Here is a 26,109-nt window from a genome sequence, read left to right as displayed (position 1 = left end):
GTGTAAATCGGAAGGCAGTTGGCAAGTCAACCACAAGCGAGCGGCAGACAGCGGTGGCTAATAGATAGCGCCTGGATAGTTCGAGACAACTCACCGAAGTGACCCTCGCCGGGCAATCACTTCAGGTTTGCGCTGCCTTGGCCCACCGGGCATTTCTCCCCGCATAGTGACGGGAGAAAGAAGCCCGCAGGCAGAAGAAGGGCAGTTCAACAAAACGCCGCCCGGAGGCGGTGTTTTGTCCTCGACAGGTTTCTGAAATTATTGCGCGCCGCGCGCCACGCGTTCGATTTCTTCGCGCACCAGCCGCTCGACCAGCGTCGGCAGATTGTTGTCCAGCCAGTCCTGCAGCATGGGCCTGAGCATCTCTTCGGCCATCTCGTCGAAGGTTTTCTTGCTGCGGCTGGCGAACGCATCGGAAAGCTCGCCGAAGGCGGCGGCAACCTGCCGGCCCGTATGTTCGGAAAGGATCGCTGGACGAGTGGACGATGCCTCGTTTGCCGCCGGCCGCTCCAACCCGCTTCGTGGCGGCTCCGGCTCAAAAGCAGATTCGGCCGCGTCCTCGATAAATTCGGCCCTGTCTGGGGTCCCGTCAGGCTTGGCCACGTTCATCGCTTCGCCGACTGCGGCGATCTCACGCCGCCAATCGGAAACGATGCTGTCGGTCGTCTCCGCAGCGGTCTCCGTCGCAAGCGCATCCGGCTTGGCGGCCGGCGCCGGAACGGCGCCCCCGGCAAGCGTCACCGGAGCTTTGAGCGGAGCCGGACCGGAACGTATTGGCGGCTCCATGCGCGCGACGGCGGGCTCGGCGCCCGACGGTGGCGCCTGCACCTCAGCCAGCGTGGCCGCCTTTCTCGCGTCAAATCCCGGACGCAATTCGGCGCGAAACGCACCCACCTCCGGCGCCGCCTCGCCTGCCTCCGGCAGCGCCTTGCCTGCCTGCCGTGCCGCGCCGCCTGTCGCCGACGCCGGCATCGCTACCGACGCCAGATCCTGCAGCAGATCGTCCGCTTCGTCCGGCTGCTTGCGAACGGTATCGTTGTCCTCGATGATCCTTCGGATGGAAGCCAGTATTTCTTCCATGGAAGGTTCGCGCTGCACGCTGCTTGCCGTTGCCATCGTCACATCCGCCGCCCTTGTGACTCGTTGCAGATTTCCTGTCCGGCCAAGCCGGATTCGAATCATGGCGACAGCGTAACCCACGGATCGCCTTACGAGAATCCCCAAACTGAGGGCGTATCGGATTTCAACAGATTAGAGCCCGCGCATTCCTTGGGAACGCGCGGGCTCTAATGCCTGGAAATTGGACGGAATTTGGAACTGGTGGACCGATCAGCGGCCGTCTGGCGTGCGCAGGCCGATCCACTTGTCCTTGACCGCATTGTAATGTTCTTCGGGTCTGTACTTCGTCACCTGAAGAGCGAGACGGTCGACCGAAAGATGGCCGATCGCCGAGAGGATGGCATAGCTCGCCACCACCAAATCGCGTTCGGAACTGGCCTGGTTGATCTTGGCGGTGATGAGAGTGGCCTGCGCGTTGAGAACGTCGAGCGTGGTGCGCTGGCCGACATTGCGCTCCTCGATGACGCCGCTCAAGGCAAGCTGCGCGGCGGCGATCACCTGCCTGTTGGCCACCACGGTCTGCTGAGCGGCAGTATATTGCGTCCACGCCGAGGTCACGGCTTGCCGCACGGTGTCGCGGCTGACGTCGACCTCGATCCGGGCCTGGCTGAGGGATTCCTTGTTCTGACGCACTATCGCCGACGTCCGTCCGCCCGAATAGATCGGCACGGTCAGCGTAGCACCGATGCTGGCCGAATTGGTTGTGCCATCCTGCGTCGTTCCGAAGACACCCGGCACGGTGTTGCGGTAGGCGCTGGAAAGACCGGCGGAGGCCGACAGCTGCGGCAGCAGCGCGCCTTCGGCCGATTTCACCGAAAACGCCGCCGCGTCGACCAGATGCTGGGTAGCAAGGATGGCCGGGTGCTCGCTGGACGCGATCGCAATCGCCGCATCGAGGTTCGACGGCAACAGCTTCGACAACGGCGAAGCGGCCCTGAGCCTGCCCGGCTCGTCGCCGACGATCTGGCGATAGGTCGCAGCGCTTGCCAGCGCCTGGGCGCGGGCGGCGGCCAGTTCCGCCACGGCGGAGGAGCGCTCGGCATCGGCCTGCGCCACATCGGTGCGGGTACCTTCGCCGACTTCGAAGCGCGAACGCGCCGCGCGCGCCTGCTCGGTCAGGAACTGCAGGTTTTGTTCCGTCAGCACCGCCACTTGCCGATCGCGGATCACGTCCATGTAGGCGCTTGCCGCGTTGAACAGAATGTTCTCTTCGGTGTTGCGCAGGCTCTCGACCGAGGCGCGGACCTGCGATTCAGCGGCGGCGACGTTGTTCCTGGTCTGAAAGCCGTCGAACAGGGTCTGGTCGATCTGGACGCCAAAGTTGCCTGTGGTCAAGCGCACGCTTCGGTTTGAGCCGTTGAGATGGCTGCTGGAGTAGTCGATATCAGCGGAACCGTTGATGGTGGGGCGCCAGCCGGACTTGGCGATGGCAACGCCCTCATCGGTGACGCGGACGCCGGCGCGGGCCGAATTGAGCGAGGAATTGTTCTGGTAGGCTTTTGAAAGTGCGCCAAGAATGGTTTCCGCCGAGGCGGCCACTGGAGAAAGCGCGGTCGCGGAAACAAGGACAGCGGCAAAAAGACTCTTGCGTAAAGACGGCACGTTATTCCCTCATTCGTTTTGCATGGGAACCACACCGCGTCGGCTCCTGCCATTCGAGCAGCCGGCGCGATGTGTTTCAGGTTCCCTGCTGTCAGCCCCCAAGAGTACCCCAGTCATGCGGATCAGCAACGATTGTTCAAGCGCAAGCGAACATGACAACGCTTTTGCTGCAAGCCAAAATCATTCAGAACTCAAACGCACGGATACGTTCAAATCCCGGTAGTGGCTTAATTGCCGCATTAAATGCGCCTCTTCCGGTTACAACCCCCCCTGTCTTAAAAAACAATCGGGCTACACCCGAATTCCCCTGCCCTTCGACGGCGACGAGACGGCCGCCTTCGGCAAGCTGGTCGAGCAGCGCCGCCGGCACCTTTTCGACACTGCCGCCAATGAAAATGACGTCGTAGGGTGCCCCTGCGACATGGCCTTCCGGCAGCGATCCCTTGACTACGGTAACATTGTCGCAGCCCAGCGCCGAAAGCGTCGACATGGCAGTCTCTGCCAATACCGGATCGCTTTCCAGCGCGACGACCGACTTTGCCAGCCGCGACAGGATCGCCGCCGCATAGCCGGTGCCGCAGCCGACATCGAGCGCCGAATCGTCCGGGTCGATTTCGGCCAGCTGCATCAGCTTGGCCAGCGGCGAAGGCTCCATGAGATAGCGCAGGCCATCCGCTGCATTGGCAATGCGGATGTCCTCGTCGATATAGGCGAGATCGCGCTGTTCAGGGGCGACAAAGGCCTCGCGCGGCACGGCAAGCATTGCGTCTAGCAGCGGCGCGCTGGTCACGTCGGTGGTGCGGATCTGGCCATCGACCATTTTCACCCGGCGTTCGGCAAAATCAGCGCTCATGTTCCAACCAATCCGCCCAAAACCAATCTGCTTGCCGCGCCAAGACCGCGGCTCATTTCGACCGGAACTCAAGCTCCCTGGCGCTGGTGCGCGGGAGCTTGAGCAATTGGAGGCCTCGCCCGGAATCGAACCGGGGTGCAAGGATTTGCAGTCCTCTGCGTAACCACTCCGCCACGAGGCCTCATTGCTCCCGGCGTTCCACCCGGTTCCAATAGGTTGCGGCGAAAATGCCGTCAAGCGGCCATGGTGCATTCTGGACGGTTTCCCCTGGGCCATGATGCCACGTGTCTAATCGTCGTTTAGACATGCTGCATTTAATACATTAGTTATCTGTTAAGTACGGAATATGGCAAAGGGAAGTCTGCGCCTGGATCTTACGTCGGGTAAGCAGAAAGTTCCGCCGTTCTAAGGAGAATTGCGACAGGCCCGAAAGCGCTCCGGACATTAGTCAGGTTGAGTCGGGCCGGAAAGACGCCTCTTCGTAGAGGCTTACCGCGCGGTGCAAACCCGTCAGTTCGGCCGCCGCCGCCGCCGTTCCCACCACACGACGAGCCGGCGCCGATGGCGGCGCACCAGGGCGAACTCGTAGGAGAGCACCAGCAATCCAACCGGTATCATCCAGAAGCCCAGGAGCGGCAGGAAGCCAAGAATGCCGCCGAAGATCAGCACGGCGCCGATCGCAATCCTGAGGCCGCGCGAGCGCGGCATCGTGAACTGACGGCCGAAGATCGATATTTTGCGTGCCGGTGGATGGTTGTGGCTTGCTGCGCTCATGTCTGGTTGATGGTCCGTTCGGGCAAAGTAAAAGCACCAGCTAACAAAAGCCGCAACCGCTTTTCGGTTCCGCGCTCCCTGTCAGACGGTTCATATGAGGCCGCCCGCAAATGATTGCCAGAAATCGGGGCGTGAAAAAGCGCCGAAAAAAACGAAATGCTTCTTTGCAAAGCCGAAACGGGTTTGCTATAGGCTGCGCCACTCACATGAGAGCCTCTGTTCCCCGGTAGCTCAGTGGTAGAGCAACCGGCTGTTAACCGGTTGGTCGCTGGTTCGAATCCGGCCCGGGGAGCCACTTCAGATCAAAGTTGCGAACGCCGCTTACACGCGGTCCCACTTCAGGCTTTCCTCTGGACGACACTAGAGATGGAAGGGTTGAAGAGCCGATCCACGGATCACGATTTGATCCGTTCCAACTTCTGCCCTCTGCACGATGTTCCTAAAAACCGCGGTGGCGGATTGCCGTGCGGGTGTTCTCCCGAAGCGCGACTGAGCGAAGCCGGCGCACAACACCGCCTTGCGTCCGCGGCCCGGTGGCTCGCCCGGAATGGCCTCGATTCCCAATCAGTCGAAGAACCCGGCGTCCTCTTCCAGCAGATACTTCTTGGCGCCTTGGGCATCGATGTCGAGGCCGAGCCCGGGGGCTTCGAGCAGATCGATCATCGAATCCTTCACGACCTGCTTAGGCAGGCCAATGACGATGTCGTTCCACCACGGGTCCGAAGCGCTGGGATATTCGAATGCCACGTAATTGGCGGGCAAGGTGGCGCAGACATTGATCAGCGCGCCGAGGCCGAGCAGGCCGTTCGCCGTGCCGTGCGGCGCCATCAGGATCGAGTGCATATAGGCGTGCTCGGCGACCCATTTGAGCTCGGCAATGCCACCGATATCGGCAGGATCGGGGCCGATGACGCGCACCGCTTGCGTCTCGATCAGCTCCTTGAAGTTGTGCCTGAGGTAAATCTGCTCGCCGGTATGGATTGGCGTCGAGGTGGAGGTGGTCAGCTCCCGATAGGCCTGCGGATTGACCCACGGCACATAGTCGCCGGTCAGCATGTCCTCGAGCCACATCAAATTATATTTCTCGACAGCGCGAGCAAACTTGATCGCATCCGGCAGCATCCAGCCCGGGCCGCAGTCGAGCGCCAGGCTGACCTTGTCGCCCAGCACTTCCTTCATTGCGATCACGCAGTCGAGCATGTGATTGAAACCGCGCTCGCTGATCATGCCCTGATCCATGGCGCCGTGATAGCCTGCCTTCTTCTGCGTCACGCCGTAATGGAAGCCCTCGATAGTGTCCTTCATGTTGGAGTGGAACGAGATCCCTTGCTTGATCATGAAGAAGTTCTGAGGCTGCTCCATCATCCATTTGACATCAGCGGCGTAGTCCTCCGGCCGGTCGCCCGTGCGTTTCTGACGGATCGAGCCGTTGTAGACGCGCACCTTGTCGCGCACCTTGCCGCCGAGCAGTTTGTAGGCCGGCACGCCTGCAGCCTTACCGGCAATGTCCCATAGCGCATGCTCGATAGCGCTCACCGCCGCGCCATAGGGCTTGAAAGAGCCGCGTTGGCGGATCTTCAGCATCACCCGCTCGACGTCGGTCGGGTCCTCGCCGATCAGGGCCTCGCGGAAATGCAGCACCCAGGGTTTGAGGTAGGGCTTGGTGTACTCGACCTCGCCCAGGCCATAGAGGCCCTCGTCGGTCACGATGCGAACGATGGGATGTTTGCCGATGACGGCGCACCGGAGATCAATGATCCTCATGGCGCAGTCCTATTTCACAGACGAGAAAGCTGTCGGCGTGAGCAGCTGGCTGCTGATATTGGCAATGATCTGCCCGTCGCGCTCAGACTCGTCCCGGGCTCTGTGCCATGCCGGATCGGTGACGAAAGCCGCCCATTTCGCCTCACGCTCGGCCAGCGATTCCCAGGCGAGGAAATAGGTGAGGCGATTGCTGTTTTCGCCGATCGCCGTGGTGAAAAACCCGGCTTGGCGGATGCCATGCCTCTCCCAGATGGCCAGCGTTTGGTCGGAAAAGCGCTTGAGCAAAGCCGGCAGCCTGCCCGGCAGGCAGTCATAGATACGCAGTTCGTATATCATGGTTTCGTCCGTTTCTTTCTTCGCCTCTCCCTTGGGAGAGGTCGACACGAATGGTCGGTCGTTGGCCCTGTGAGCCTGGGGGAATGAGGGAAGGCTCTGGGCTAACTCCAGGTCCGGTCCCAGCTATATTCATTGTCCCAATGCTCGGTGGATTGCCATATCCCCGTGACACCCGGTTGCAGGTGCAGCGAGATTACCTCGTCGACTACGTCGTCAATCCCCAGGCCCGGCTTGTCCGGAACAGTGATAAAGCCGTCCTTGACGAGCGGCTTGGGAACGCCGGTGACGATATCGTCCCACCAGTCGACATCGGCGGAGTGATATTCGAGCGCCATGAAGTTTTCGGTCGCGGTCGCGACATGTGCCGCAGCCATTGCCGCGATTGGACTTTCCGCCATATGGATCGCCATGGCGACGCCATGGTCCTGTGCCGCGTCGCCGATCTTCTTGGTCTCGAGAATGCCGCCGGTGGTCAGCAGGTCCGGATGGATGACCGAGATGCCTGAGTTGAGCAGCGGCTCGAAGCCTTCCTTGAGGTAGATGTCCTCACCGGTGCAGATCGGCACGGACGTAGCCTGCTGCAACTGCCGATACTGCTCGGTGTACTGCCAGGGGATCACGTCCTCGAGCCAGGCCGGTGCATACTTCTCGATCCGCCGGGAGAGACGGATGCCGTCTTGCAGCGAGATGTGGCCGACATGATCGATGGCGAGCGGGATCTCGTATCCGATCACCTCGCGAACCTCGTGGATATACTGCTCAAGCAGGTCGATACCCTTTTCGGTGAAATGCAGGCCCGTGAACGGGTGCTGCACGTTCTGCGCATCGTAGGCGAGATTACGAGCCTTACGCTCCTCCAGCGTGCCGCCACGGCCGCGTGGATTGGCGTAAAAGCCTTCGAGCGCGCCGGCGGGCGCAACGACGGCGCCAGGGACATGGGAGATCTGCATCAAGCCCAGGTCCATTTTGAGGAAGGTAAACCCGAGGTTCATGCGCTGCTTTAGGCGCTTTCCGGTTTCGGTACCGCTCGGTTTTTCGGCGTCGGTATCGCAATAGACGCGCACCCTTTCCCGAAACCGGCCGCCAAGCATCTGGTAGATCGGCACGCCATAGGCCTTGCCGGCGAGATCCCACAGCGCGATTTCGACCGCCGAGACGCCGCCGCCCTGCCGGCCATGGCCACCAAATTGCTTGATGCGGCGGAACAGTCGGTCAATGTCACAGGGATTCTCGCCCAGCAACCGGCTCTTCAGCATCAGCGCATAGGTCGCGCTAGCGCCGTCACGCACTTCGCCCAGGCCGACAATGCCCTGGTTGGTGTAGATCTTGATGAGCGCCGAGGTGAACGGCGCGCCGACGATTTCGGCTACCCGCATGTCGGTGATGCGAAGGTCGGACGGCTTGGAGTTGGTGTTCACCCGATTGAGTGCCTCGTCGGCACTACCCGTCTTTGGCATGACTCATCCTCGTTCTAGGTCGGCGGGGCTTGCCGCCCCGCACGCTGGGCCGGCATAGTGCGTTGCTAGCCCAGCTCAATCTCGTGGGCCTGAAGGTAGTCGCGGTCCATCTCAATGCCGAGACCGGGCCTCGACGTCAGCTTCAGGGTGCCATTCGAAACGTCGAGAGATCTGTCGATAAGGTGATCGTATTTGCCCAAGTTCCACTCCGACGTTTCGAGCTTGTAGAAGTTGGGAACGGTCATCATCACCTGCGCTCCCGCAACTACGTTGATCGGCCCCGCGGCGTCATGCGGTGAGACCGGAATGTAGTAGGCTTCGCATAGGGCCGAAATCTTCTTGAGTTCGGTAATGCCGCCGGTCCAGGTCACGTCAGGCATGATGTAGTCAGCGAGCTTGTTCTCGAGTACCGGCACGAAATCCCATTTCGTGTGGCCGCGCTCGCCCCACGAGATAGCGGCACTGACCTTCTCACGCACCTGCTTGAGTGCGTTAAGGCTCTCGGGCGGACAGGGCTCCTCAAACCAGTCGATCTGGCCGGCTTCCTCTAGGCTCCGACAGAGGCGAATGGCGGTGGGAACATCGAAGCGGCCATGCGCATCGATGAGAATGTCGATGTCAGGCCCCGCCGTTTCGCGGATCAGCGCCGTGAGTTCGGCCGCTTCGCGCTCGTCCTTGCGGGTCATGCTGCCATCGAGGTAACCGTCCCGCTGTTCGCGGGACAGCCCATCGGCGGTGCGGCCCTGGTGAGGGAAAGGATCGAATTTGAGCGCAGTGTGTCCGGACTCGACGATGTCCAAAATTTCGCGGACCACAGCCTCCTTGCTAGTGAATTTGGCCTGGTTAGGATGGGTATAGAGCGCGATTTCATCGCGTACCGGTCCGCCCAGCAGCTCGTAGATCGGCTTACCCAAGACTTTGCCCCTGATATCCCAGAGGGCTATATCGATGGCGCTCACGCATTCGACGGCGGCGCCGCGGCTGCCCATGTAGGTGAAGCTGCGGAAAATCTTGTGCCAGAGATGTTCGATATGAGCCGGATTCTCGCCTGTCACGGCGACACCGATCTGGCGCAGGATCGTGCACAGGGCGCGGTTGGCGAGCCTTGTGGTGGTGGTGATCTCTCCCCAGCCGCTCACCCCTTCGTCGGTCGTCACCTCGACGAACAGGAACTCTCCCCAATAGGAAGCATCGGACTTGATCAGCCACGGCCGAATGCTCGTGATTTTCATCTCAGCTACCTTTTTCTGAAACGGTCGGGCTAACGATGTTCTGGACTGGACATTCTACCCGGCCCGAGCGGCGTTGCGCGCACGCATCTGTTCGAGAATATGCCGGCCCGAACCCTCGACATGGCGAGAAACGAGTTCGGCCGCCTTGTCGGCCTCTCCCGCCTTTACGAGCGCGATGAGTTCGCGGTGCTCGCGAATGATCGCGGCCCGCCGGGCAAGCGTGAAGTTGAAACGCCGGCTCACGGCTCGCAGCACTTCGCGATGCTTCCACCAAAGTTCGGCGGCATGGCGGTTATAGTGCCGCTGATACATCACGGTGTGGAAAGCCGTATCCAGCTCGCTGTGTCTGAACGTGTCGGCGAAGTTGTTCTCTTCGATCAGGCCTTGGAGACGTTCGAGCTCGGCGATGTCCTCGCCGGTCGCCATATTCACAAACCATCGCGTCAGGGCCGGCTCGATCAGAACACCAATCTCATAGATATCCCGCACAAAATCCTGATCTATCGGTCGGACGCGCGCACCGCGGTTGGGGAGAAATATGACAAATCCCTCCCCGCGCAAGAGCTGCAGGGCCTCGCGCACGGGGTTGGTCGAGGTGCCGTGACGCCGGGCGAGATCGGTGACCACAAGCCGTTCGTTGGCGGCGAGCCGTCCTTCGATGATGTCTTCCCTAATCAGTTCGTAAACTGAGGCGCCCTCGCTGGAGGCCCCTATGGGGTCAATCTCCGCCGGTGGCTTGGCTTTAAAATCACTTGTTTCGGCCAATGCCGGCTCCCCTATTCAGTACATACTCTGCCCGATATCACACACGGTTTCCGCAAACAATGTACGATCCTATGCGTTGACAGGCAATCCACGATCTGAAAACGTACAAGGTGATCGAAGGGATACATAGAACAGGGAGGTGTCCCGCGGTCGAATGAGCTAGGCCGCTTTGCCTCAACGCAGGGCGGCATGGAGAACCAGGGAGGATACCTATGACGAGGATTACGCTCGGCAGTGCGGTCCTGCGCGGCACTGTCGCCACTGCTTTGATGGCATCGCTGATGTCCACATCCGCACTCGGTGCGCCGCCGGTCGACCTGAGCAAGTGGTCGCCGGAATATGTGCGCTCCATTGCCGGCACACAGGATTTTGACACGGCAGCCGATTGCGCCAAGGTCACCCCGCTCGACTACAAGGGACGACTGACGTTCTGGTATCAGGGCGTGTTCGAGGGCGACCCCGACCTCCTGCGCCAGTACTACAAGGAATTCTTCGAGACCTTCCGCAAAACCTATCCGAACATCCAGCTTGAGGAACAAGCCCTCACCTATAACGACCTTCTCGACAAGTTCCGCACGGCGCTCCTGGGCAATGCCGCGCCGATGGCGGTCCGCCTGCAAATCCTGGGTGGTACCGAGTTCGCGTCAAAGGGCTATCTGGAACCGCTCAAACCCGAGGATGTCGGCTATTCGACCGATGATTTCTGGCCCGGCGCCATGAAGGCCGTAACCTGGGAGGACGTAACCTACGGCATTCCGACCAACAACGAGACGATGGCGTTCATCTGGAACGCCGACATCTTCAAGCGGGCGGGCCTCGATCCGGACAAGCCGCCGGCAACTTGGGACGACGTCGTCAAATATTCCAAGCAGATCCATGACAAGCTCGGCATTGCCGGCTACGGCCTCGTGGCTCGCAAGAATGCCGGCAATACGCCGTACCGTTTCATGCCACAGCTATGGGCTTATGGCGGCGGCGTCTTCGACGAAGCCACCGCGAACCCGACCTATGAGGAGGTTCAGCTCAACAGCCCGCAGAGCAAGGCGGCGCTGCAAGCCTCGTACGACATGTATGTTCGCGACAAGTCGGTTCCGGTTTCGGCACTCACCAACCAGCAGGCCGATAACCAGCCCCTGTTCGTCGCCGGCCAGCTGGGCATGATGATCTCGCACCCGTCCGACTACGACGTGATGCTCGACCTGCAGAAGAAGGCGACGGGCGCCGACAAGGACAAGGCGCAGACCGTCATCGACAACATGCGCTACGGTCTGATTCCGACTGGCCCCGACGGCAAGCGCGCCGTCGTGTTCGGCGGCTCGAACATTCACATCCTGAAGCCCGAATATGTCGAGGGCGGCAAGGTAGACGAGCCGGCTGCAAAGGCTATCATCTGCATGTGGACGAGCCCTGAATGGTCGCTGAAAATGGCCTACGCCGGCTCTAACCCGGGCAACCTTAACGGCTTCAAGACCAAATGGATGAAGGAACGCCTCGACAACATCGAGTTTCTCGATGTGACGACCTCGATGCTGCCATACGGCATCCCGTTCCCAGCGCTGCCGCAATCCCCCGAGATCATGAACATCATCATCCCGGACATGCTGCAGAATGCCCTTACCGGAGCGATGACCGTCGACGAGGCAGCGGACGACGCAGCCGAGAAGGTAAAAGACCTGATGGGCGGACTCTAGTCCAAGCCTGACCTGCGATCTGGCCGGCTGCGCCGATAGTGCAGCCGGCTCGTTCCGAAGAACGAGGGCACGCCACAGTGACGATCGTGACCGGCAAGGCCGAGGCTCGCCGAATATTGCAACCCGGTAAATCTGGCCTGTTGCGGAAGATGTGGGAGCATCGCGCCGACTACGCATACGTGCTCCCTGCGATCGCCGTGATGCTCATCGTCATCGCCTATCCGATCTACTACACGATCGAGCTGTCGTTCTTTAAGACGCCGCCTGGCCTGCAGCTCCGCGACAAGACCTTCATCGGCTTCGACAACTATACGACCATCCTCGCCAGTCGCGTGTTCTGGAAAGTCACCTGGAACACTCTGATCTGGACGCTGGGATCCACCCTCATCTCCTTTGTCCTGGGGTTTGCCGCCGCGCTGGCGCTTCACCGCGATTTCATCGGCCGTGGTGTCCTGCGCGCCATCCTGATCATTCCCTGGGTCATCAGTGCGGTCGCCGCCTCCTATATCTGGAGGTGGATTTACCATTCGGACTTCGGGATCATCGGCGCAGTGCTGGTCGGCCTCGGATTGGCCGACCGGCCGCCGAATTTCATCGACAGCGTCAGCACGGTGCTGCCATCCCTGATCGTCGTCAATATCTGGCGCGAGTTTCCCTTTGCCATGATCATGATGATGGCCGGCCTGCAGACAGTCCCCGAACAGTTGCTGAGCGCCGCAAAAGTCGACGGAGCCAGTGCATGGCAGCGCTTCTGGCACGTCACCTTCCCGCATTTGCGCAACGTCTCGACAGTGACGATCCTGCTGCTCGCGGTGGCCAACTTCAATTCCTTCATCATCCCCTGGATCATGACCGGCGGCGGGCCGTCGAACGCATCGCATATCTGGATCACCCACATTTATGAGCTCGCCTTCGGCCGACAGCTCTGGGGCGTGGCATCGGCCTATTCGGTGCTCCTGTTCCTCATCCTGATGACGCTGGGCTACTTCTACGTCCGTGCGCTTAGCGGCAACGAGCGGAAAGAAGGGAGCGCATGAGCACGATTGCCGAGACAGCCCCTCGAGGCCAGACCCGGCGCCGCATGCGCGTCGACGGATGGCGGTGGGCCGGGCGCATCTTCCTCGTTTTCATGCTGCTTTACACCGCGTTGCCGATGATCTGGATGCTGATCACTTCGATCAAGTCCGGGTTCGCGGCGATGCAATTCCCACCGCAATGGTGGCCGGACCAGCCTACCCTCGCCAGCTATCAGAAGCTGCTCGATCCGCAGAACAGCGTCGGTCAGGACTTCCTCCGCTTCTTCTGGAACAGCCTTTTCGTCTCGACCGTCACGACAATCCTTTCGGTGATCGTGGCTGTCCCTGCGGCCTACGCGTTTTCGCGCTTCAGTTTCCCCGGCCGAAACTTCCTGTTCTTCTCGGTGCTGCTGCGCAACATGTTCCCGGCGGTGATCTTTCTCGTGCCGCTCTTCATCCTGATGCGCGTGCTGGGGCTGGTGAACACACATGGCTCGCTGATCCTCACCTATCTCACCTTCGGCCTGCCGCTGGCGATCTGGCTGCTCAAGGGCTTTTACGACAACATCCCGGTGCAGCTCGAGCAGGCGGCGCGCATCGATGGCGCAACGCGGTTCCAGGCCTTCATGCTGATCGTGATGCCGCTCTCGACACCGGGAATCATCGCCACCGCGATCTATTCCTTTATCGGCGCGTGGAACGAGTACATCTACGCCTACACCTTCCTCTCCAAGAATGAACAGCTGACACTGCCGGTCGGCATCCAGCGCTTCTTCTCGGAAAATACGACGGACTTTCCGGGCCTGATGGCGGCCAGCTTTATGATGAGCGTGCCCGTCGTGGTGCTGTTCCTCGTCCTGCAACGATACTTCGTACGCGCCCTCACAGAAGGCGCGGTCAAGCATTAGGGAGTTGCCGATGGCCCACGTGGTCCTCAAAGATCTCGTCAAGACCTATGGCAGCTTCAAAGCCGTCAACGACGTTTCGTTGACGGTCAATGACGGCGAATTCGTTGCGCTCGTCGGCCCTTCAGGCTGCGGCAAGACGACCACGCTTAATCTCGTCGCGGGGCTGATCCCGATCACATCGGGCGACATCGTCATCGGGGAACGAGTGGTCAACGACCTCGACCCCAAGGATCGCGACATCGCAATGGTGTTCCAGAACTACGCGCTCTACCCGCAGAAATCGGTCTACAAGAACCTGGCGTTCCCGTTGCAGATGCGCAAACTCCCCAGGGACGAGATTGACAAGAAGGTCAAGGAAGCGGCGCGAGTGCTCGACATGACGCACTTGCTCGAGCGCAAGCCGCGCGAACTTTCGGGCGGGCAGCAGCAGCGTGTGGCCCTGGGCCGCGCCCTCGTCCGCGACCCCGCCGTGTTCCTGATGGATGAACCGCTCTCTAACCTCGATGCCAAACTGCGCGTGCAGATGCGGTCCGAAATAAAGCGGTTCCATCAGGACCTGAAGGCGACGATCATCTATGTAACGCACGACCAGCTCGAGGCCGTGACCATGGCAGACAGGATGGCGGTGATGAACGGCGGCTACCTGCAGCAGTACGATTCGCCAGCACAGGTTTTCGCCCATCCCGTGAACATGTTTGTCGCGAGCTTCATAGGCAGCCCGGCGATGAGCCTTATTCCGCTGGAGGCATCGACGGCAAACGGCAACACCGTGTTGACCAGCGCGGAAGGCTGGAGCCTCGAGCTGTCGCAACTCAACGCGCGCAAGGTCCAGAGGGCGACGACCAAGAAGGTCGTGCTCGGAGCGCGACACTCGACGATCAAGCTGCACAACAGCGCGGTTCCCGGCGCCATTCCGGCCAAGGCCTTTACGGTGGAACCAACCGGAGACGTCACCTTCGTGCAGGCGTTCCTCTCGGGCGCCATCGTCAACATCAGCGTGTCCCCCAATATTGCAGTCGCACCTGACGAACAGATCTGGCTCGAGTTCGATCAGGAGCGGATGCATCTGTTCGACGGCGAAACCGAAATGGCCCTCAAGGCCAACTGAGACGGGGCGGATGCGTGTGGGACGTGGGCGTGGATGACTGAGAAGCTTAAGATCACCGCGATCAAGCCCTATCCAGTGTGGGTAGGAACGCGCAACCAGATGCTCGTCAAGGTCGAGACCGACCAGGGCATCTTCGGCTGGGGCGAGAGCGGCTTGAGCGGTCGCGAGAAGGCCGTGGCCGGCGCGATCGAGCACTATCGCGAGTTTCTCGTCGGCCGCGACCCGATGCAGATTGGCCGGATCTGGCAGGAGGTTTATCGCAGCCAGTATTTCGAGGGCGGGCGAGTTCTGCAGGCGGCGATTTCCGCCATTGACATCGCCCTTCACGACATCAAGGGCAAGGCATTGGGGGTGCCTGTCTACGAGTTGCTGGGCGGCAAGCAGCGCGACCGCATCCCCACCTTCGCCTCGACCGGAGACGAGGCCGAGGGCGATGTTGCCATCGAACGAGCCCGCGAACTCCGCGCGCAGGGGTGGCAGGCGATCCGCTTCTTCCCCATCGGGCAAAACGGCAGGGACATCTTCGAGCCGCGCGAGTCGATCGGCGCTACCGCGAGTATGATGAACAAGGCGCGCGAGGCGCTGGGCGATGACGTCGTCCTCGGCATCGACTATCACCATCGGCTCTCGGTGGCGGAGGCGGCGAGCTTCTGCAACAAGCTCGGTCGCGGCGTGCTCGATTTCCTCGAGGAGCCAATACGGGACGAGACACCGGAGGCCTATGAATCCCTGCGCACGATGACCGACATCCCCTTTGCCATCGGCGAGGAATTTGCCAGCAAGTGGCAGTTCCTGCCCTACATCGAACGCGGCATCCACCAGTTCAACCGGCTCGATGTTTGCAATGTCGGCGGGCTCACCGAGGCGATGAAAGTCGCTGGCTGGAGCGAAGCACACTACGTCGACCTGATGCCGCACAATCCGCTTGGCCCGGTGTGCACGGCCGCGACCATGCATCTCGGCGCCGCGGTCGCCAACTTCGCGTGGCTCGAGACCAGAGCGCCTGAAAGAAAGCTGGGCTTCGACAATTCCGACTTCTTCCCGGTGCAACCACAACTCGATGGCGCCGACTATCCGGTCAGTGACCTGCCGGGGCTAGGCGTCGAGGTCGACGAAAAAGCGATCCAGGCGCAGAGCTTTCGTTTCTGGGAAGCGCCTCACCTCAAGCGCCGCGACGGTTCCGTTACGAACTGGTAGTTCTCTTTCAACCGGAGTCCACGATGACACATGCTCCTGACATCACGCGGCCGCCAAAAAACCTGATCGACGCGCTAAGGGAGATCGGCGCCGCGACGGTTGCCGGCACCCTTGGCCATATGGGTTTTCGCAATCCGCACATGGTCGGACCGGTGGCGCAGAACCACGGGAAGTCGATCGTCGGGCCGGCGCTGACGCTGCAGTTCCTGCCGCAGCGGCCGGACCTCTTCAGCGAGGGAGAATATGCCGATCCGGAGACGCAACTGCACCGGCACGTGCTCTATCACGCGCAGGAGGGCGATGTGGTCGTGGTCGACGCGCGCGGTGACATGAGCTCGGGCGTCTTCGGCGATATGATGTCGACGTATTTCAAAGGCAGGGGCGGCGCGGGTATCGTCATCGACGGGTGCATGCGCGACCGGCCGAATGTTGAAAAGCTCGATCTGCCCCTATGGCTGCGCGGCTGGACGCCAAATTATCATGTGCAGACCAGCATCTATCCCAATGCCGTCAACGTTCCGATTGCCTGCGGCGGGGTCACGGTGATCCCCGGCGACATCATCGTCGCCGACGACGATGGCGTGGTGGTGCTCCCCGTCGCAATGGCCGCAAAGGTGATCGAAGAATCACAGAAGCATCACGACTGGGAGGAGTTCTCCCGAGTGAAGCTCATGGGGGGCGGGTCGTTGCAGCGCTATTATCCGCTGCATGACGATGCCCGCGGGGAGTATGAGGAGTGGCGCAAAACAAACCGCTCGGAGAACCCGAATTAGGGCAGGATTACCCTGCGGCGGGCAGCAACCTTCAGGCATCTACGCGAAAAAGCGGAGTCCTGCGCGAAGACCTAAGTGGCGAGATCATCAAAGCGGCACGATCCCTAATGACGAACTCGGCGCGGCCTGATGGCGTTCATGCGCACTGCAAAAACCAATTGCGATGTAAAATCAGTCGATCTAGTTTGCGACCGATTGTATAATGCAATCAGATTGCACGGATAGGCCGCGTAAGGAAGGGAAGTCGGTATGGCTAAGCTCGTGTTCGGAATGAACCAGTCCCTGGACGGCTACGTCGACCATACGGAGTTTGCGCCAAGCCCCCTGCTCTTCCGCCACTTCATCAAGGAGGCTCAGGGCCAGGCAGGCAGCGTGTATGGTCGTCAAATGTATGAGATCATGCGGTATTGGGACGACGATCATCCTGAGTGGGATGCAGATCGATACGCGTTCGCGGCGGCGTGGCGGAGCCAGCCGAAATGGGTCGTCTCGCGCTCGTTGAAATCCGTCGGGCCCAACGCTACGCTTGTTGACGGTGATCTTGAGGGCGCGATCCGCGAGCTGAAGGCCGAGCGCTCCGGCGAGATCGAAGTTGCCGGCCCTGACCTGGCGCGAAGCCTCACGGAACTCGGCCTGATCGATGAGTATCGCATCTACCTGCACCCCGTCGTGCTTGGCCACGGCACGCCGTATTTCGCCGGACCCCGGCCGCCGCTCCGCCTCATGACTAATGATCGGATTGGCGAGGACGTGATCAGGTTGACCTACGTCCCTGCTTGATCTGGGCAAATTGGCAACCTGGGAGAACGGCTTTGTGCCAAAACACCGCCGATCAACATGAAGAGCCCGCGCCGTTGCCGGCACGGGCTTTTCAAGATCTCAGCTCACCGGATCAGTAGGGCGAATTGCACTGCTGACGAGGTCCGTAGTTGGGCTGGAATGTATTGTCTGAAGCGCGATAGCTCCGGTAGCGGTCGTAGCACCACTCCACATGGGCGTCGCCTCGATTGACACGGTTCTGGTTGTTGTTGGCGATCGCACCGCCGATCACCGCGCCGGTCGCGAAAGCAGCCAGCGGGAACCAGTAGTCGCCATGACGGCGATAGCCGCGACGGTATTTACGGTGGCCGCGATGGCCGTTCCAGTGCGAGCCATCGTGGCGCGAAAACCTGCGGTTTTTGCGGTTGTGACGCTTCACCCACCGATTATTGTCAACTTTCTGCACATCAGTCGAAACGGACGGGGCTTGCGGAAAGAATACCTGAGCTGCGTCCGCAGGCACTGCTGTGGTGGCCGCGAACGATACCGACAACGCGGCCGCCAGCAAACCCGACATGATCTTGTTCATGATTTCTCCGCGAACGAAAGTTGAGACTCAGTTCCCTAAAGCGAATGTTGCAGATCACCGTACTATTTCGGCCCAATTTTTCAAAGACAAAAACCACGAAAACGGCCTAGTCTTGATAAAGTAGCGAGTATGGTCAATTACGATTTAATCCACTTTACTGTAGCGTCGTAACGCCCGAACCTCTCGTCCGGCACTACAGCCGCCAGACGAGAGGCTAGCGCGCCAACAGGACGCGTCGATCTGCAGCGGCTGCGGACAGGTGCGGCGAATTTCCGCGATCGCTTCATCCGGCGAAGTCCTTTTTAGTGGCTAGTTCCATGCCGCTTGGCCGGCGCCAGCCTGGGCAACCCACTTCCCCGCCCCCTGCGGCGCCGGCCATCTTCCGCTGGGTACTACCTAGGTTACGTCGTCACCCCTCCGCGGCCGGCTTTCGGCGCCGTCATCCAGGGCATAGCTGCAGAGACGTCCTCGAAGATCCTGGCCGATTTGGCGAAGCCGGCGAAAGCTTCGCGTGCAACTGAGATGGGAACCTGGCCATCATAGGCGCGCTGGCAAGCTCGCAGCGCCGTGTCAAAGATAGGCCCTCTGCGATTCCTAGGCCATTCCTCCAGAAACTCGAAAGCATCAGCCAAGCATCCGATTTCCTCCACCATAAACTCGCCTTTTTTGACGAAAACAGGCCGGTCGAAAGTCCTGTCGTTCATTAGAACCTCCATTCAACTGAACGAGTGTTTGAGCTTCCATGAGAGCCGTGAGCGACGGCTGCGGGAAATATGTGAAGACCATTTTTTGCTGTCAAGGAAGACGGTCAATTCGGGAACGAAGCAGGATTCCCGCAGGCCACCCGTCGGCACCATTCGTGGCGTGCCCGACAACAGCAGAAAGCCCGCGCCCTCCGGGAGAGGACGCGGGCTGATCGGCGCCACCGATCGCAGCATTTGTATGAGGGGACAATACCATGCTGCTCGCGTTAAACTTTTGTCGCAGGACAGTGTTCCATCCTGAGGGGAAAAAATCGCCGTCTCAGGTTCGAGATTGGCCGCGATGAAATTCTCCTCGACCAGGGAACGTGCACCCTGCCCCGCCCGGTCAATTCGCCTGGAACTAAATTTCCTGGAGGTGGTTTTCCCCCTGAAGGGACAGACTTTTCGAAGGAGATGTCTCGTGAAAAAAGTTCTGATCACTAGTATGCTGGCCATCGGCGTTGGCTGTGGAGCAGCACTCGCTCAGGAACAGCAGCCGGCCGAAAGCCAATCGGGCGCCGGCACCAGTTGCGCACCCGGCTCAGCCGATTGTCCTAGTGGTTCGTCGATGGGTAAACAGACCCAGGGCGAGACCGGTACCGCCACCGAGGAGCAGGCTCAAGGCAAGGCGAAGATGCGGACCAATGAACAAGCCCAGGGCGAGGCTGGCGCCACCACCGACCAGCAGGCGCAAGACGAGATGAAGGTCAAGCCCGAGGATCAGGCCGAAGGCAAGGCCGGCACCACCGAGCAACAGGCTCAGGACAAGGCAAAGGTCCAGACCGAGCAGCAGACCCAGGGCGAGGCTGGCACTACCACCGAGCAGCAGGCCCAGGACAAGGCGAAGAGCCGGACCGAGCAGCAGACCCAAGGCGAGGCCGGCACTACCACCGAGCAGCAAACCCAGGGCAAGACGTCCACTCAGCAGGATGAAACCTCGACCGGCTCGATCGAGAATGTGACCGTCGAACAGAAAACGGAAATCACTCAGATCCTGAAGGAGGAGAAGGTCGAGCAGGTTTCCGACGTCGATTTTGACATCTCCGTGGGCATCGAAGTCCCGCGGGAGAAGGTCAGATTGCGCCGTCTGCCACCGCGTATCGTCGAGATCGTCCCGGCTTACGAATCCTACGAGTATTTCATGCTGGCTGACGGCCGAATCGTCATCGTCGATCCGGACACGCTCAAGATCGTCCTTATTCTGACCTAACGCGCTCGTTCGGCGCGAGGGGTCCGCCGCCGCGCGGACCCCTTCAACATTCATCGACCGATCAAAGTTGGACAGCAGTCCCATTCAGCGAACGGCGACGGTCATTTACGTCGCCAGTACGCCGCTGTTCGAGCGGCGGGGCTTCTGGTGTGTTGAGGACCGCCCTCTCATGTCCAAAAAGGCCCGAGAATAGGACTTCGGTCTGCCTGCTGGCCGACCATGGGCCGGCGCAGGCAGTGCTTTGGTCCGGAACGGCTATCGCAAAAGCCTGAGGTGGAGGTGTTTCCAGGAACCGATTCCCCGCAGGCGCCGTTGCGGTGCCGACCCGTGACAGGAGGCTGCAATGGACCCCAGCATTCACCAGGCACGTTGGCTGCTTGTTCCGGTATTTGGCTTGGTGTTCGGGGTCGCAGCCATCGGACTTGTTATCGGCTGATGGGGCCGCTTGATGAAGGCAACACACTTGCGCAGTAATGAGTCCCTTCCTGCGCTAGCGAGACCCACCAGTTTCTCCCCGTGAGACTGGTGGGTCTTGACACCGCCTGACGATGACGGAAGCGTGATACATCGGTGGAAGGAAACAAAGGATTGGCTTGGGGGATTGGCTCGGGCGAATTCGAAACAGCAGGTAGGACGCCGTCGAGGCTGTAAGGGTTAGAGGATGTTCTAGCGTGCTATTGGCAAGTTCATTGATCACAGGCACGACATGGCTGCGGAGGCTCAAATCTCCACCGCGGCTTCGCATCGCCATATGCCTCTCTGCCTCGACCTTGATTCTCGTCATGATCCCCTACCGCGTGGCACAAGACGGCCTGTCGCTGACGCCGCAGGCCGCGTGGGCAAAGAATGGCGGGCAAGGGGCTTCTGGTAACTCTGGAAACTCGGGGAATTCCGGAAACGGAGGGAACTCTGGAAACGGCGGGAATTCTGGAAACTCGGGGAATTCTGGAAACGACGGTAACTCCGGAAATGCTGGGAGTTCCGGGAAATCCAACTCCGGTGGTAACGCCGGCAAGGGCAAATCAAAATCGCCAAAGGACAATCCTCCCGAAAATGCGGCTACCACTCCTGAAAACGCGGCCACAGCGGTAAACCCCCGCAAGCCAAAACTATATGTCAACGCGACCACTGGAGATCGGATCGAGGTGCGCGGACCGAGCGTTGGTGTGGTGCATTCCAACGGGCTCAGCGAGCGCATCGACGGTGGCCATTATGAAATGCGGGATGCCAGGGGCCGCACCATCATCCGGCGCCAGGCAACAAACTCCGATCGGGCAAGGCTGCTCGCCATGATCGAGTGACGACGCGCCCACAAGCCACAAGGCCTTGCCTCATGCAGAATGGCGGACAGGCGAATGCTGACGCTCGGTCGCGTCGCGCAATGTCATCGCGGCTTCGGTCCGGTTGCTCACGTTGAGCTTGGAGAGAATGCGCGTCATGTGATGCTTTATGGTTTTCTCGTGCAGGTTCAGCTGAAGACCAATCCGCTTGTTGCTCAATCCTGCGGCAACGAACGTCAGGATCTCTCTTTCGCGACCGGTGAGTTCGGCCAGCACGTCAGCTTTGGCGGTCGGAGTTGATTGGGTAGACAGGTCGACCAGCACGCGCGCCGACAATTGCGGGCAAACATATCTTTCACCTAGCGCCACCGTGCGCAGTATGGCGGCCAGGGTTCTCGATCCGACACCTTTCAGGACATAGCCTCGTGCCCCGCTCTGCAAGGCGGTCACCACGTCCTGGTTCTCCTCCGAAACCGTCAACATCACGATTTTCAGATCCGGGTGTCGCTGGAGAGCCGGCTCGATTGCGCTCAGACCCCCTCCAGGCACCGAGATGTCCATCAGGAGAATATCGAGCTGCTGGTTTTCCGATATCCGCAAGGCATCATCTCTGCTGCTGCCTTGCGCAACGATCTCGAAGCCGCCGATCTGCTCGAGAGTGCGCACCACGCCTTCCCTGAACAGCGGGTGGTCGTCGATGACGGCGAGTTTTATGGCTGCTGGCATCACGCCTGTCCCATTTCAACTGTGTTGAGAACCATTTTCACCATCGTGCCATTTTGTGAAGATGTTACGGCAAACTGGCCGCCGAGGCTTTCTACCCGCTCACGCAACCCGACGAGCCCCAGGCCTTCAGGGTGGACGATCTTCGGGTCAAAACCGGGGCCGGTATCGGAAACCTCGATAAAAACGCGCTCCCCGTCGAAATGTTTCGCGACCGATTGGCCGGCACCTCCGGCGTGGCGGAAGCCGTTGTTCAGCGCCTCCTGGATGAAGCGAAAGATGCAGATCTTGGCCGCTGGCGACAAGGATGTGTGCCCCCCGGTCATGGACAGCATCACTTTGACGCCGGTCCGCTCTTCGTGCGCTCGCACGGCAAGCTCTAGGATTTCGGTCAGCTCGGCATTCTCGACATGCGGCAGCACAAGGCCCTTGCTGACGTTCCTGATTTCTCGCATCGCGCCGTCCAAATTGGCTTTGACGGCCTGCAATTCGCGTGCACGCGCCGCAGCCGGCGTGGCAGGATCAGAAAGCATCGGGCTATCGATTCCTAACGCAGCGAGGGCAACCAGTTGCGCCGGCCCGTCATGCAGGTCCGCGCCGATCCGCCTGAGGTAACGTTCGTTAAGCGCCGTGGCGCGCTGCGAAGCACGCTGCACCCGCAATCTCAACATTCGGTTTTGAGCAAGCAGATCGGAAAGTTCGGCAATGCGCTGCTTCAATGACAGGCTCTGGGAACGAATCGTGCGGCTGCCGCGAAAAACGATCGCCGAAAGTCCGAGGAAAAAAACCGCGGTGACGGCAGCGACGTCCAACCAGGTCCGGACGAGCGCCTGCCGAAGGTCCTTTTGAAAATCGTTGGCGACTTCGTAGAATTCCAAAACAGCCACGACTTCGCCCGACCACGGCTGAAGCAGTGGATTGTAGATTTCAAGAAGATGCAGGCCGCTGTCCCGCTCAGCCTGGCTATCCGCGTCATCGAGCCTGTCGAATTCAGCGACCATATCGCCTGCAAATGCGGCCCGGAGATTGTCGTTGGGTGGAAAACGCTTCCCTACCAAATCTTTGTTGGTCGAATAGAGGATGGTTCCGTCGCGGCGCCAGAGCTTGAAGGATTGGAGCCTTTTGCCGAGCGCGCCCTGCCCCAGCGTCTCATCCAGCGCATGGGCAACGCTCTCCTCCAGCACTTCGCTCCTGCGCATGTCGGGGAGCAGCGGCGCGATGACGCTGTCGACGTAAAGGGCTGTGGCGGAAGCCGAGTTCCGGGTGACCGCGGCTTCTATCTGGCTTGTCACGGAAATTCCCACCACGATCATCGCCGACAATGAGAATAGCCCGCCCGCGAGCAGAAACTGGGTGGCCAGCGACAGTGCATTCCATCGATCGATCAGTCTTGTCGCTCTGTATGGCGCCATGTCCCCACCGGCCCGGTCGGCGGCGCGTCGCGCCAGCGCTAAGCGACGCCATCTTTGATCTGCAACCGATCAATTGCTAGGGAACTTAGGGCTTTACGGGCGGGACGGAAACCGCACCCGACGATTTTTTGCGTAAGCTCCACTGCCCTGTGTTATGTGCCAACTCCGATGCTTGCAATCTCGCCGGCACAGATGGCGCAACGCCTGATCGCCCTCGCGGCGGTTTTTCACTTCCGGTCGCGCAAGGCTCTTATCGCTTGAGTAAGGGTCATCCGATCACTGCCATTCTTTTTGATCAGTCTGCTGACCTGGCTGGGTGAGACGCCATTTTCTCGCGCGAAATGCTCCACCTCATAATACTCGTCGACCGACAGTCGCTTGCGGTCGAGGAAGTCTCGATTGCTTTTTTCGTCGGCCATCCTCTCCATGAGATCCTCCCGTAAACTTGCGGGCGAACGGATGCGTGCCGTCGCAGTTCCGGACCGTTCGACCTCCGGCCCCATTGCGCGCGGCAGATCAGACTTAAGTCCAACGGCAAGACCTCTCGGATCGGACCGAAGCCCAGCCAAGGAACGTTTGCAGCGGTCTCATGGTTGAGTGGGCCTAGCGCGAAGATTGTGCCAAGCGAGCTCACATGCAAGAGAGCTCACATACAGGAGGCAAACTATGAAAATGCGTCTTTCAACCGCAGCCGCGGGATTTCTGCTCTTGGCAGGTATCGGCGCTGCTGCCGCTCAGGACGTGATCATCGCGCCTGAGCAGGAGACCGTCATCAGGGAATATGTGGAAAAACAGCCACTCGCATCGGTGGAACTCCCTGGGGTAGAGCTCAATATCGGCTCAACGGTGCCCGAGACGGTCGAGCTTCATGAAGTTCCCGACGTCGAATACCGGTACGTTGTCGTCGACAATCGGACCGTTGTCGTTGATCCAGGCACACGCAAGATCGTCAAGATCATTCAGTGATCTGAACGAGAGGGAGGAGACGCCCGCCGCTTCGAAACGAGCGGCGGGCGATGTGCTATGGGCAGTGTCAAATGCGAACAATCAGCAGACTTTTCGATTCCCACGATGAGGCGGCGCGCGCCGTTGCCGCGCTTCAGGCGGCAGGAATTTCTCACGAACAGATCAGCGTCATCGGCCCTTACGACGACGAAATCGGCGCCGTTATGCGCGGTCCGGGCGGTGCCGCCCTGGGCGCGGCAGCTGGTCTGTTAGTCGGCCTGGGTGCTTTTGGAGCCACCGGCATCGACCCTGTCGGAGCGGTGGCTGGCATGGTCCTGGTCGGTGGGGCCTGCGGCGGCTTTGCCGGCGGGCTTCTCCAGGCATTCGCCGATCCTGCCAAAAAACCGGGTGAGCCGCACGTTATACAAGGCGTCATTTTCGTGATGGCGCATGTCGATGAAGAGCAGGCCAATAAGGCGCAGGCGGCGCTCGGAAATCCCGTTCCCGTAGAGCAACTCGTGGCCACAGCCGGGTGAGGCGCGTCGGGTTGGCACGCAGACGACGAAGCGCATTCAGATCCGCATTTCTCGCTGAACCATCAGGTTCCCCTCCGACGGTTCAGCGCGGAACAAGCGTCTGCTCGACCAGATTGACGTAGTACTGCATCACGGTCGGGACGATCTGGTCGTTGAAGACGTAGCGATCACCGTGCAGACCCTCGCCGGGGCCGACATCGCCGGCGCCGATCCACGCGTAGCAGCCGCCTGCCTCGCGGATCATGAAGGCGAAATCCTCGCAGCCGAGGCTCGGGCTGAACTCGGTCAAGACCTTCTCCCTCCCGACGGTGGCGGCGGCGGCCTCGACGGCGCGGGCTGTCGCGTCAGCCGTGTTGACGAGCGGCGGATAGCCCTTCCTGTAGTCGAGCGTGGCGTTGAGCGAATGGGCCGCGGCAATGCCCCGGGCGATCTCGCCGATCAGCTTCTCGCAATGATCGGAATGACCGGGCTCGAAAAAGCGGCAGGTGCCTTGCAGCCAGACCTTGCCAGGCACGATGTTGCCGACATTGCCGCCATGGATCTGTGTGAGACTGACGACCAGCGCGCTCTGCGGGTCGACCGAGCGGCTGACGATGCGCTGGACGGCCTGGACGAAGGCGGCCGCGGCCAGAATCGGGTCGTCGCCGCGCTGCGGCATGGCGGCATGTGCGCCAAGACCCTCGAAGGTCAGTTCGAAATTGTCGACAGCCGCCATTTGCGCTCCGGCGCGAGCGGCGATCGTGCCGAGCTTGAGACCCGGCCAATTGTGGGCGGCATACACCGCTTCGACGGGGAAACGCTCGAACAGGCCGTCTTCGATCATGCGCATGCTGCCGCCTTCGTTTTCTTCGGCCGGCTGAAAGATGAAGTACACAATGCCATCGTAGGCGCGGGATTGGCTGAGCAGCCTGGCGGCGCCGAGCAGCATGGCGGTGTGGCCGTCATGACCGCAGGCGTGCATTACGCCCTCATTCCTGGAGGCATAAGGCAAGCCGGTCTTCTCCACGACCGGAAGCGCGTCCAGCTCGGCGCGAAGACCGATGGCGCGTGCCCCCGTGCCGCTGCGCAGGACGCCGACAACCCCGGTGCCGCCGATCCCCTCATGAACCTCGTCGAAGTGGAAGGCGCGCAGTTTCTCGGCAACGAAACGCGCCGTTTCGTTTTCATCGAATCCGAGTTCGGGATTGGAATGGATATGATGGCGCCAGGCAATCACCTCTGGCGTCAGGGCGGCGATGGGGTCATTGTGCAGCACGATGCTCTCCTTCCGCCGGCAAAAGGGGCGGTTTGATCCGGGATCATGATTGCAGGGCTACA

The 26,109-nt window shown here is 60.6% G+C and carries 26 protein-coding genes and 2 tRNA genes; 12 read left to right on the top strand and 16 right to left on the bottom strand.

Translation table 11 applies throughout. The features are described 5' to 3' along the window. Positions 1-258: 258 nt before the first annotated feature. The 5 genes from ABID19_RS13425 to ABID19_RS13405 all read right to left on the bottom strand — a co-directional run bounded on the left by ABID19_RS13425 (position 259) and on the right by ABID19_RS13405 (position 4,348). Entirely contained in the window at positions 259-1,116 is an 858-nt protein-coding gene (locus ABID19_RS13425; RefSeq protein WP_354491111.1) for a PopZ family protein, read from the bottom strand. 213 nt (positions 1,117-1,329) lie between these two features. Further along, positions 1,330-2,721 carry a TolC family outer membrane protein gene (locus tag ABID19_RS13420; protein WP_354491110.1) on the bottom strand — a complete coding sequence of 464 codons (1,392 nt, stop codon included), beginning with the start codon at positions 2,719-2,721 and terminating at the stop codon, positions 1,330-1,332. A 184-nt stretch (positions 2,722-2,905) separates the two neighbouring features. Further along, the gene (locus tag ABID19_RS13415) at positions 2,906-3,574 is read right to left on the bottom strand and encodes a protein-L-isoaspartate O-methyltransferase family protein (RefSeq protein ID WP_354491108.1); all 669 of its coding nucleotides are present in this window, start codon (positions 3,572-3,574) and stop codon (positions 2,906-2,908) included. Between the two features lie 107 nt (positions 3,575-3,681). Beyond that, positions 3,682-3,755 (bottom strand) — tRNA-Cys (locus ABID19_RS13410). A gap of 329 nt (positions 3,756-4,084) precedes the next feature. Then, positions 4,085-4,348 (bottom strand): hypothetical protein, encoded by a 264-nt coding sequence (locus tag ABID19_RS13405; protein WP_352932233.1) that lies wholly within the window; start codon positions 4,346-4,348, stop codon positions 4,085-4,087. Between the two features lie 220 nt (positions 4,349-4,568). Between ABID19_RS13405 and ABID19_RS13400 the strand changes: the two genes are divergently transcribed. Next, positions 4,569-4,643, top strand: a tRNA-Asn gene (locus ABID19_RS13400). 269 nt (positions 4,644-4,912) lie between these two features. Here ABID19_RS13400 and ABID19_RS13395 read toward each other — a convergent pair. From ABID19_RS13395 to ABID19_RS13375, 5 genes are all read right to left on the bottom strand, one after another. Next, the gene (locus ABID19_RS13395; protein ID WP_354491106.1) at positions 4,913-6,112 is read right to left on the bottom strand and encodes a mandelate racemase/muconate lactonizing enzyme family protein; all 1,200 of its coding nucleotides are present in this window, start codon (positions 6,110-6,112) and stop codon (positions 4,913-4,915) included. Positions 6,113-6,121: 9 nt separating this feature from the next. Next, complete coding sequence (locus ABID19_RS13390; RefSeq protein WP_095486584.1) at positions 6,122-6,448, bottom strand: NIPSNAP family protein; 327 nt, start codon at positions 6,446-6,448, stop codon at positions 6,122-6,124. A gap of 101 nt (positions 6,449-6,549) precedes the next feature. Beyond that, on the bottom strand, positions 6,550-7,905 hold the full coding sequence (locus tag ABID19_RS13385) for a mandelate racemase/muconate lactonizing enzyme family protein (RefSeq protein ID WP_354491104.1): 1,356 nt from the start codon (positions 7,903-7,905) through the stop codon (positions 6,550-6,552). 65 nt (positions 7,906-7,970) lie between these two features. After that, a complete protein-coding gene (locus tag ABID19_RS13380; RefSeq protein ID WP_354491102.1) occupies positions 7,971-9,137 on the bottom strand; it encodes a mandelate racemase/muconate lactonizing enzyme family protein in 1,167 nt (388 codons plus the stop codon). A gap of 54 nt (positions 9,138-9,191) precedes the next feature. Further along, entirely contained in the window at positions 9,192-9,902 is a 711-nt protein-coding gene (locus ABID19_RS13375) for a GntR family transcriptional regulator (RefSeq protein WP_352931706.1), read from the bottom strand. Between the two features lie 212 nt (positions 9,903-10,114). Between ABID19_RS13375 and ABID19_RS13370 the strand changes: the two genes are divergently transcribed. The 7 genes from ABID19_RS13370 (at position 10,115) to ABID19_RS13340 (ending at position 17,375) form a co-directional block, all read left to right on the top strand. Further along, the gene (locus ABID19_RS13370; RefSeq protein ID WP_354491100.1) at positions 10,115-11,593 is read left to right on the top strand and encodes an ABC transporter substrate-binding protein; all 1,479 of its coding nucleotides are present in this window, start codon (positions 10,115-10,117) and stop codon (positions 11,591-11,593) included. A 77-nt stretch (positions 11,594-11,670) separates the two neighbouring features. Next, positions 11,671-12,630, top strand: coding sequence for a carbohydrate ABC transporter permease (locus ABID19_RS13365; RefSeq protein WP_354491098.1), 960 nt, complete (start codon positions 11,671-11,673; stop codon positions 12,628-12,630). Then, positions 12,627-13,517, top strand: a complete 891-nt coding sequence (locus ABID19_RS13360; RefSeq protein WP_354491096.1) for a carbohydrate ABC transporter permease — start codon at positions 12,627-12,629, stop codon at positions 13,515-13,517. Before ABID19_RS13365 ends, ABID19_RS13360 begins: the two co-directional genes overlap by 4 nt. A gap of 10 nt (positions 13,518-13,527) precedes the next feature. Further along, entirely contained in the window at positions 13,528-14,625 is a 1,098-nt protein-coding gene (locus ABID19_RS13355; protein ID WP_354491094.1) for an ABC transporter ATP-binding protein, read from the top strand. A gap of 33 nt (positions 14,626-14,658) precedes the next feature. Then, entirely contained in the window at positions 14,659-15,822 is a 1,164-nt protein-coding gene (locus tag ABID19_RS13350) for a mandelate racemase/muconate lactonizing enzyme family protein (RefSeq protein WP_354491092.1), read from the top strand. A 23-nt stretch (positions 15,823-15,845) separates the two neighbouring features. Next, positions 15,846-16,595, top strand: a complete 750-nt coding sequence (locus ABID19_RS13345; RefSeq protein WP_354491090.1) for a ribonuclease activity regulator RraA — start codon at positions 15,846-15,848, stop codon at positions 16,593-16,595. Between the two features lie 249 nt (positions 16,596-16,844). After that, a complete protein-coding gene (locus tag ABID19_RS13340) occupies positions 16,845-17,375 on the top strand; it encodes a dihydrofolate reductase family protein (RefSeq protein WP_354491088.1) in 531 nt (176 codons plus the stop codon). 112 nt (positions 17,376-17,487) lie between these two features. Here the strand turns inward: ABID19_RS13340 and ABID19_RS13335 are convergent, their stop codons facing one another. Beyond that, the gene (locus ABID19_RS13335; RefSeq protein WP_354491086.1) at positions 17,488-17,943 is read right to left on the bottom strand and encodes a BA14K family protein; all 456 of its coding nucleotides are present in this window, start codon (positions 17,941-17,943) and stop codon (positions 17,488-17,490) included. Positions 17,944-18,344: 401 nt separating this feature from the next. After that, entirely contained in the window at positions 18,345-18,647 is a 303-nt protein-coding gene (locus ABID19_RS13330; RefSeq protein WP_354491085.1) for a DUF982 domain-containing protein, read from the bottom strand. Positions 18,648-19,107: 460 nt separating this feature from the next. On the opposite strand from ABID19_RS13330, the gene ABID19_RS13325 reads away from it, so the two are divergent. Further along, complete coding sequence (locus ABID19_RS13325; RefSeq protein WP_354491084.1) at positions 19,108-19,896, top strand: DUF1236 domain-containing protein; 789 nt, start codon at positions 19,108-19,110, stop codon at positions 19,894-19,896. A gap of 782 nt (positions 19,897-20,678) precedes the next feature. Beyond that, on the top strand, positions 20,679-21,197 hold the full coding sequence (locus tag ABID19_RS13320) for a hypothetical protein (RefSeq protein ID WP_354491082.1): 519 nt from the start codon (positions 20,679-20,681) through the stop codon (positions 21,195-21,197). A gap of 30 nt (positions 21,198-21,227) precedes the next feature. On the opposite strand, the gene ABID19_RS13315 is transcribed toward ABID19_RS13320, so the two are convergent. From ABID19_RS13315 to ABID19_RS13305, 3 genes are all read right to left on the bottom strand, one after another. Further along, a complete protein-coding gene (locus tag ABID19_RS13315; protein ID WP_354491080.1) occupies positions 21,228-21,902 on the bottom strand; it encodes a response regulator transcription factor in 675 nt (224 codons plus the stop codon). Further along, positions 21,902-23,311, bottom strand: a complete 1,410-nt coding sequence (locus tag ABID19_RS13310; protein WP_354491079.1) for a sensor histidine kinase — start codon at positions 23,309-23,311, stop codon at positions 21,902-21,904. The genes ABID19_RS13315 and ABID19_RS13310 overlap by 1 nt, the downstream gene beginning before the upstream one ends. A gap of 227 nt (positions 23,312-23,538) precedes the next feature. Next, on the bottom strand, positions 23,539-23,730 hold the full coding sequence (locus ABID19_RS13305; protein ID WP_352931732.1) for a DUF3606 domain-containing protein: 192 nt from the start codon (positions 23,728-23,730) through the stop codon (positions 23,539-23,541). A gap of 247 nt (positions 23,731-23,977) precedes the next feature. On the opposite strand from ABID19_RS13305, the gene ABID19_RS13300 reads away from it, so the two are divergent. After that, positions 23,978-24,277: a DUF1236 domain-containing protein gene (locus tag ABID19_RS13300; RefSeq protein ID WP_352931734.1), complete on the top strand. Its 300-nt coding sequence runs from the start codon at positions 23,978-23,980 to the stop codon at positions 24,275-24,277. 71 nt (positions 24,278-24,348) lie between these two features. Next, on the top strand, positions 24,349-24,792 hold the full coding sequence (locus ABID19_RS13295; protein WP_354491077.1) for a hypothetical protein: 444 nt from the start codon (positions 24,349-24,351) through the stop codon (positions 24,790-24,792). Positions 24,793-24,874: 82 nt separating this feature from the next. Here the strand turns inward: ABID19_RS13295 and ABID19_RS13290 are convergent, their stop codons facing one another. Beyond that, on the bottom strand, positions 24,875-26,047 hold the full coding sequence (locus ABID19_RS13290; protein WP_354491076.1) for an amidohydrolase: 1,173 nt from the start codon (positions 26,045-26,047) through the stop codon (positions 24,875-24,877). Between the last annotated feature and the right edge of the window lie 62 nt (positions 26,048-26,109).

The organism is Mesorhizobium robiniae (assembly GCF_040545535.1).
In the GTDB taxonomy this organism is placed as follows: Bacteria; Pseudomonadota; Alphaproteobacteria; order Rhizobiales; family Rhizobiaceae; genus Mesorhizobium; species Mesorhizobium robiniae.
Note: the sequence above shows the minus strand (reverse complement) of the source record. Positions and strands in the feature narration are given on the sequence as shown.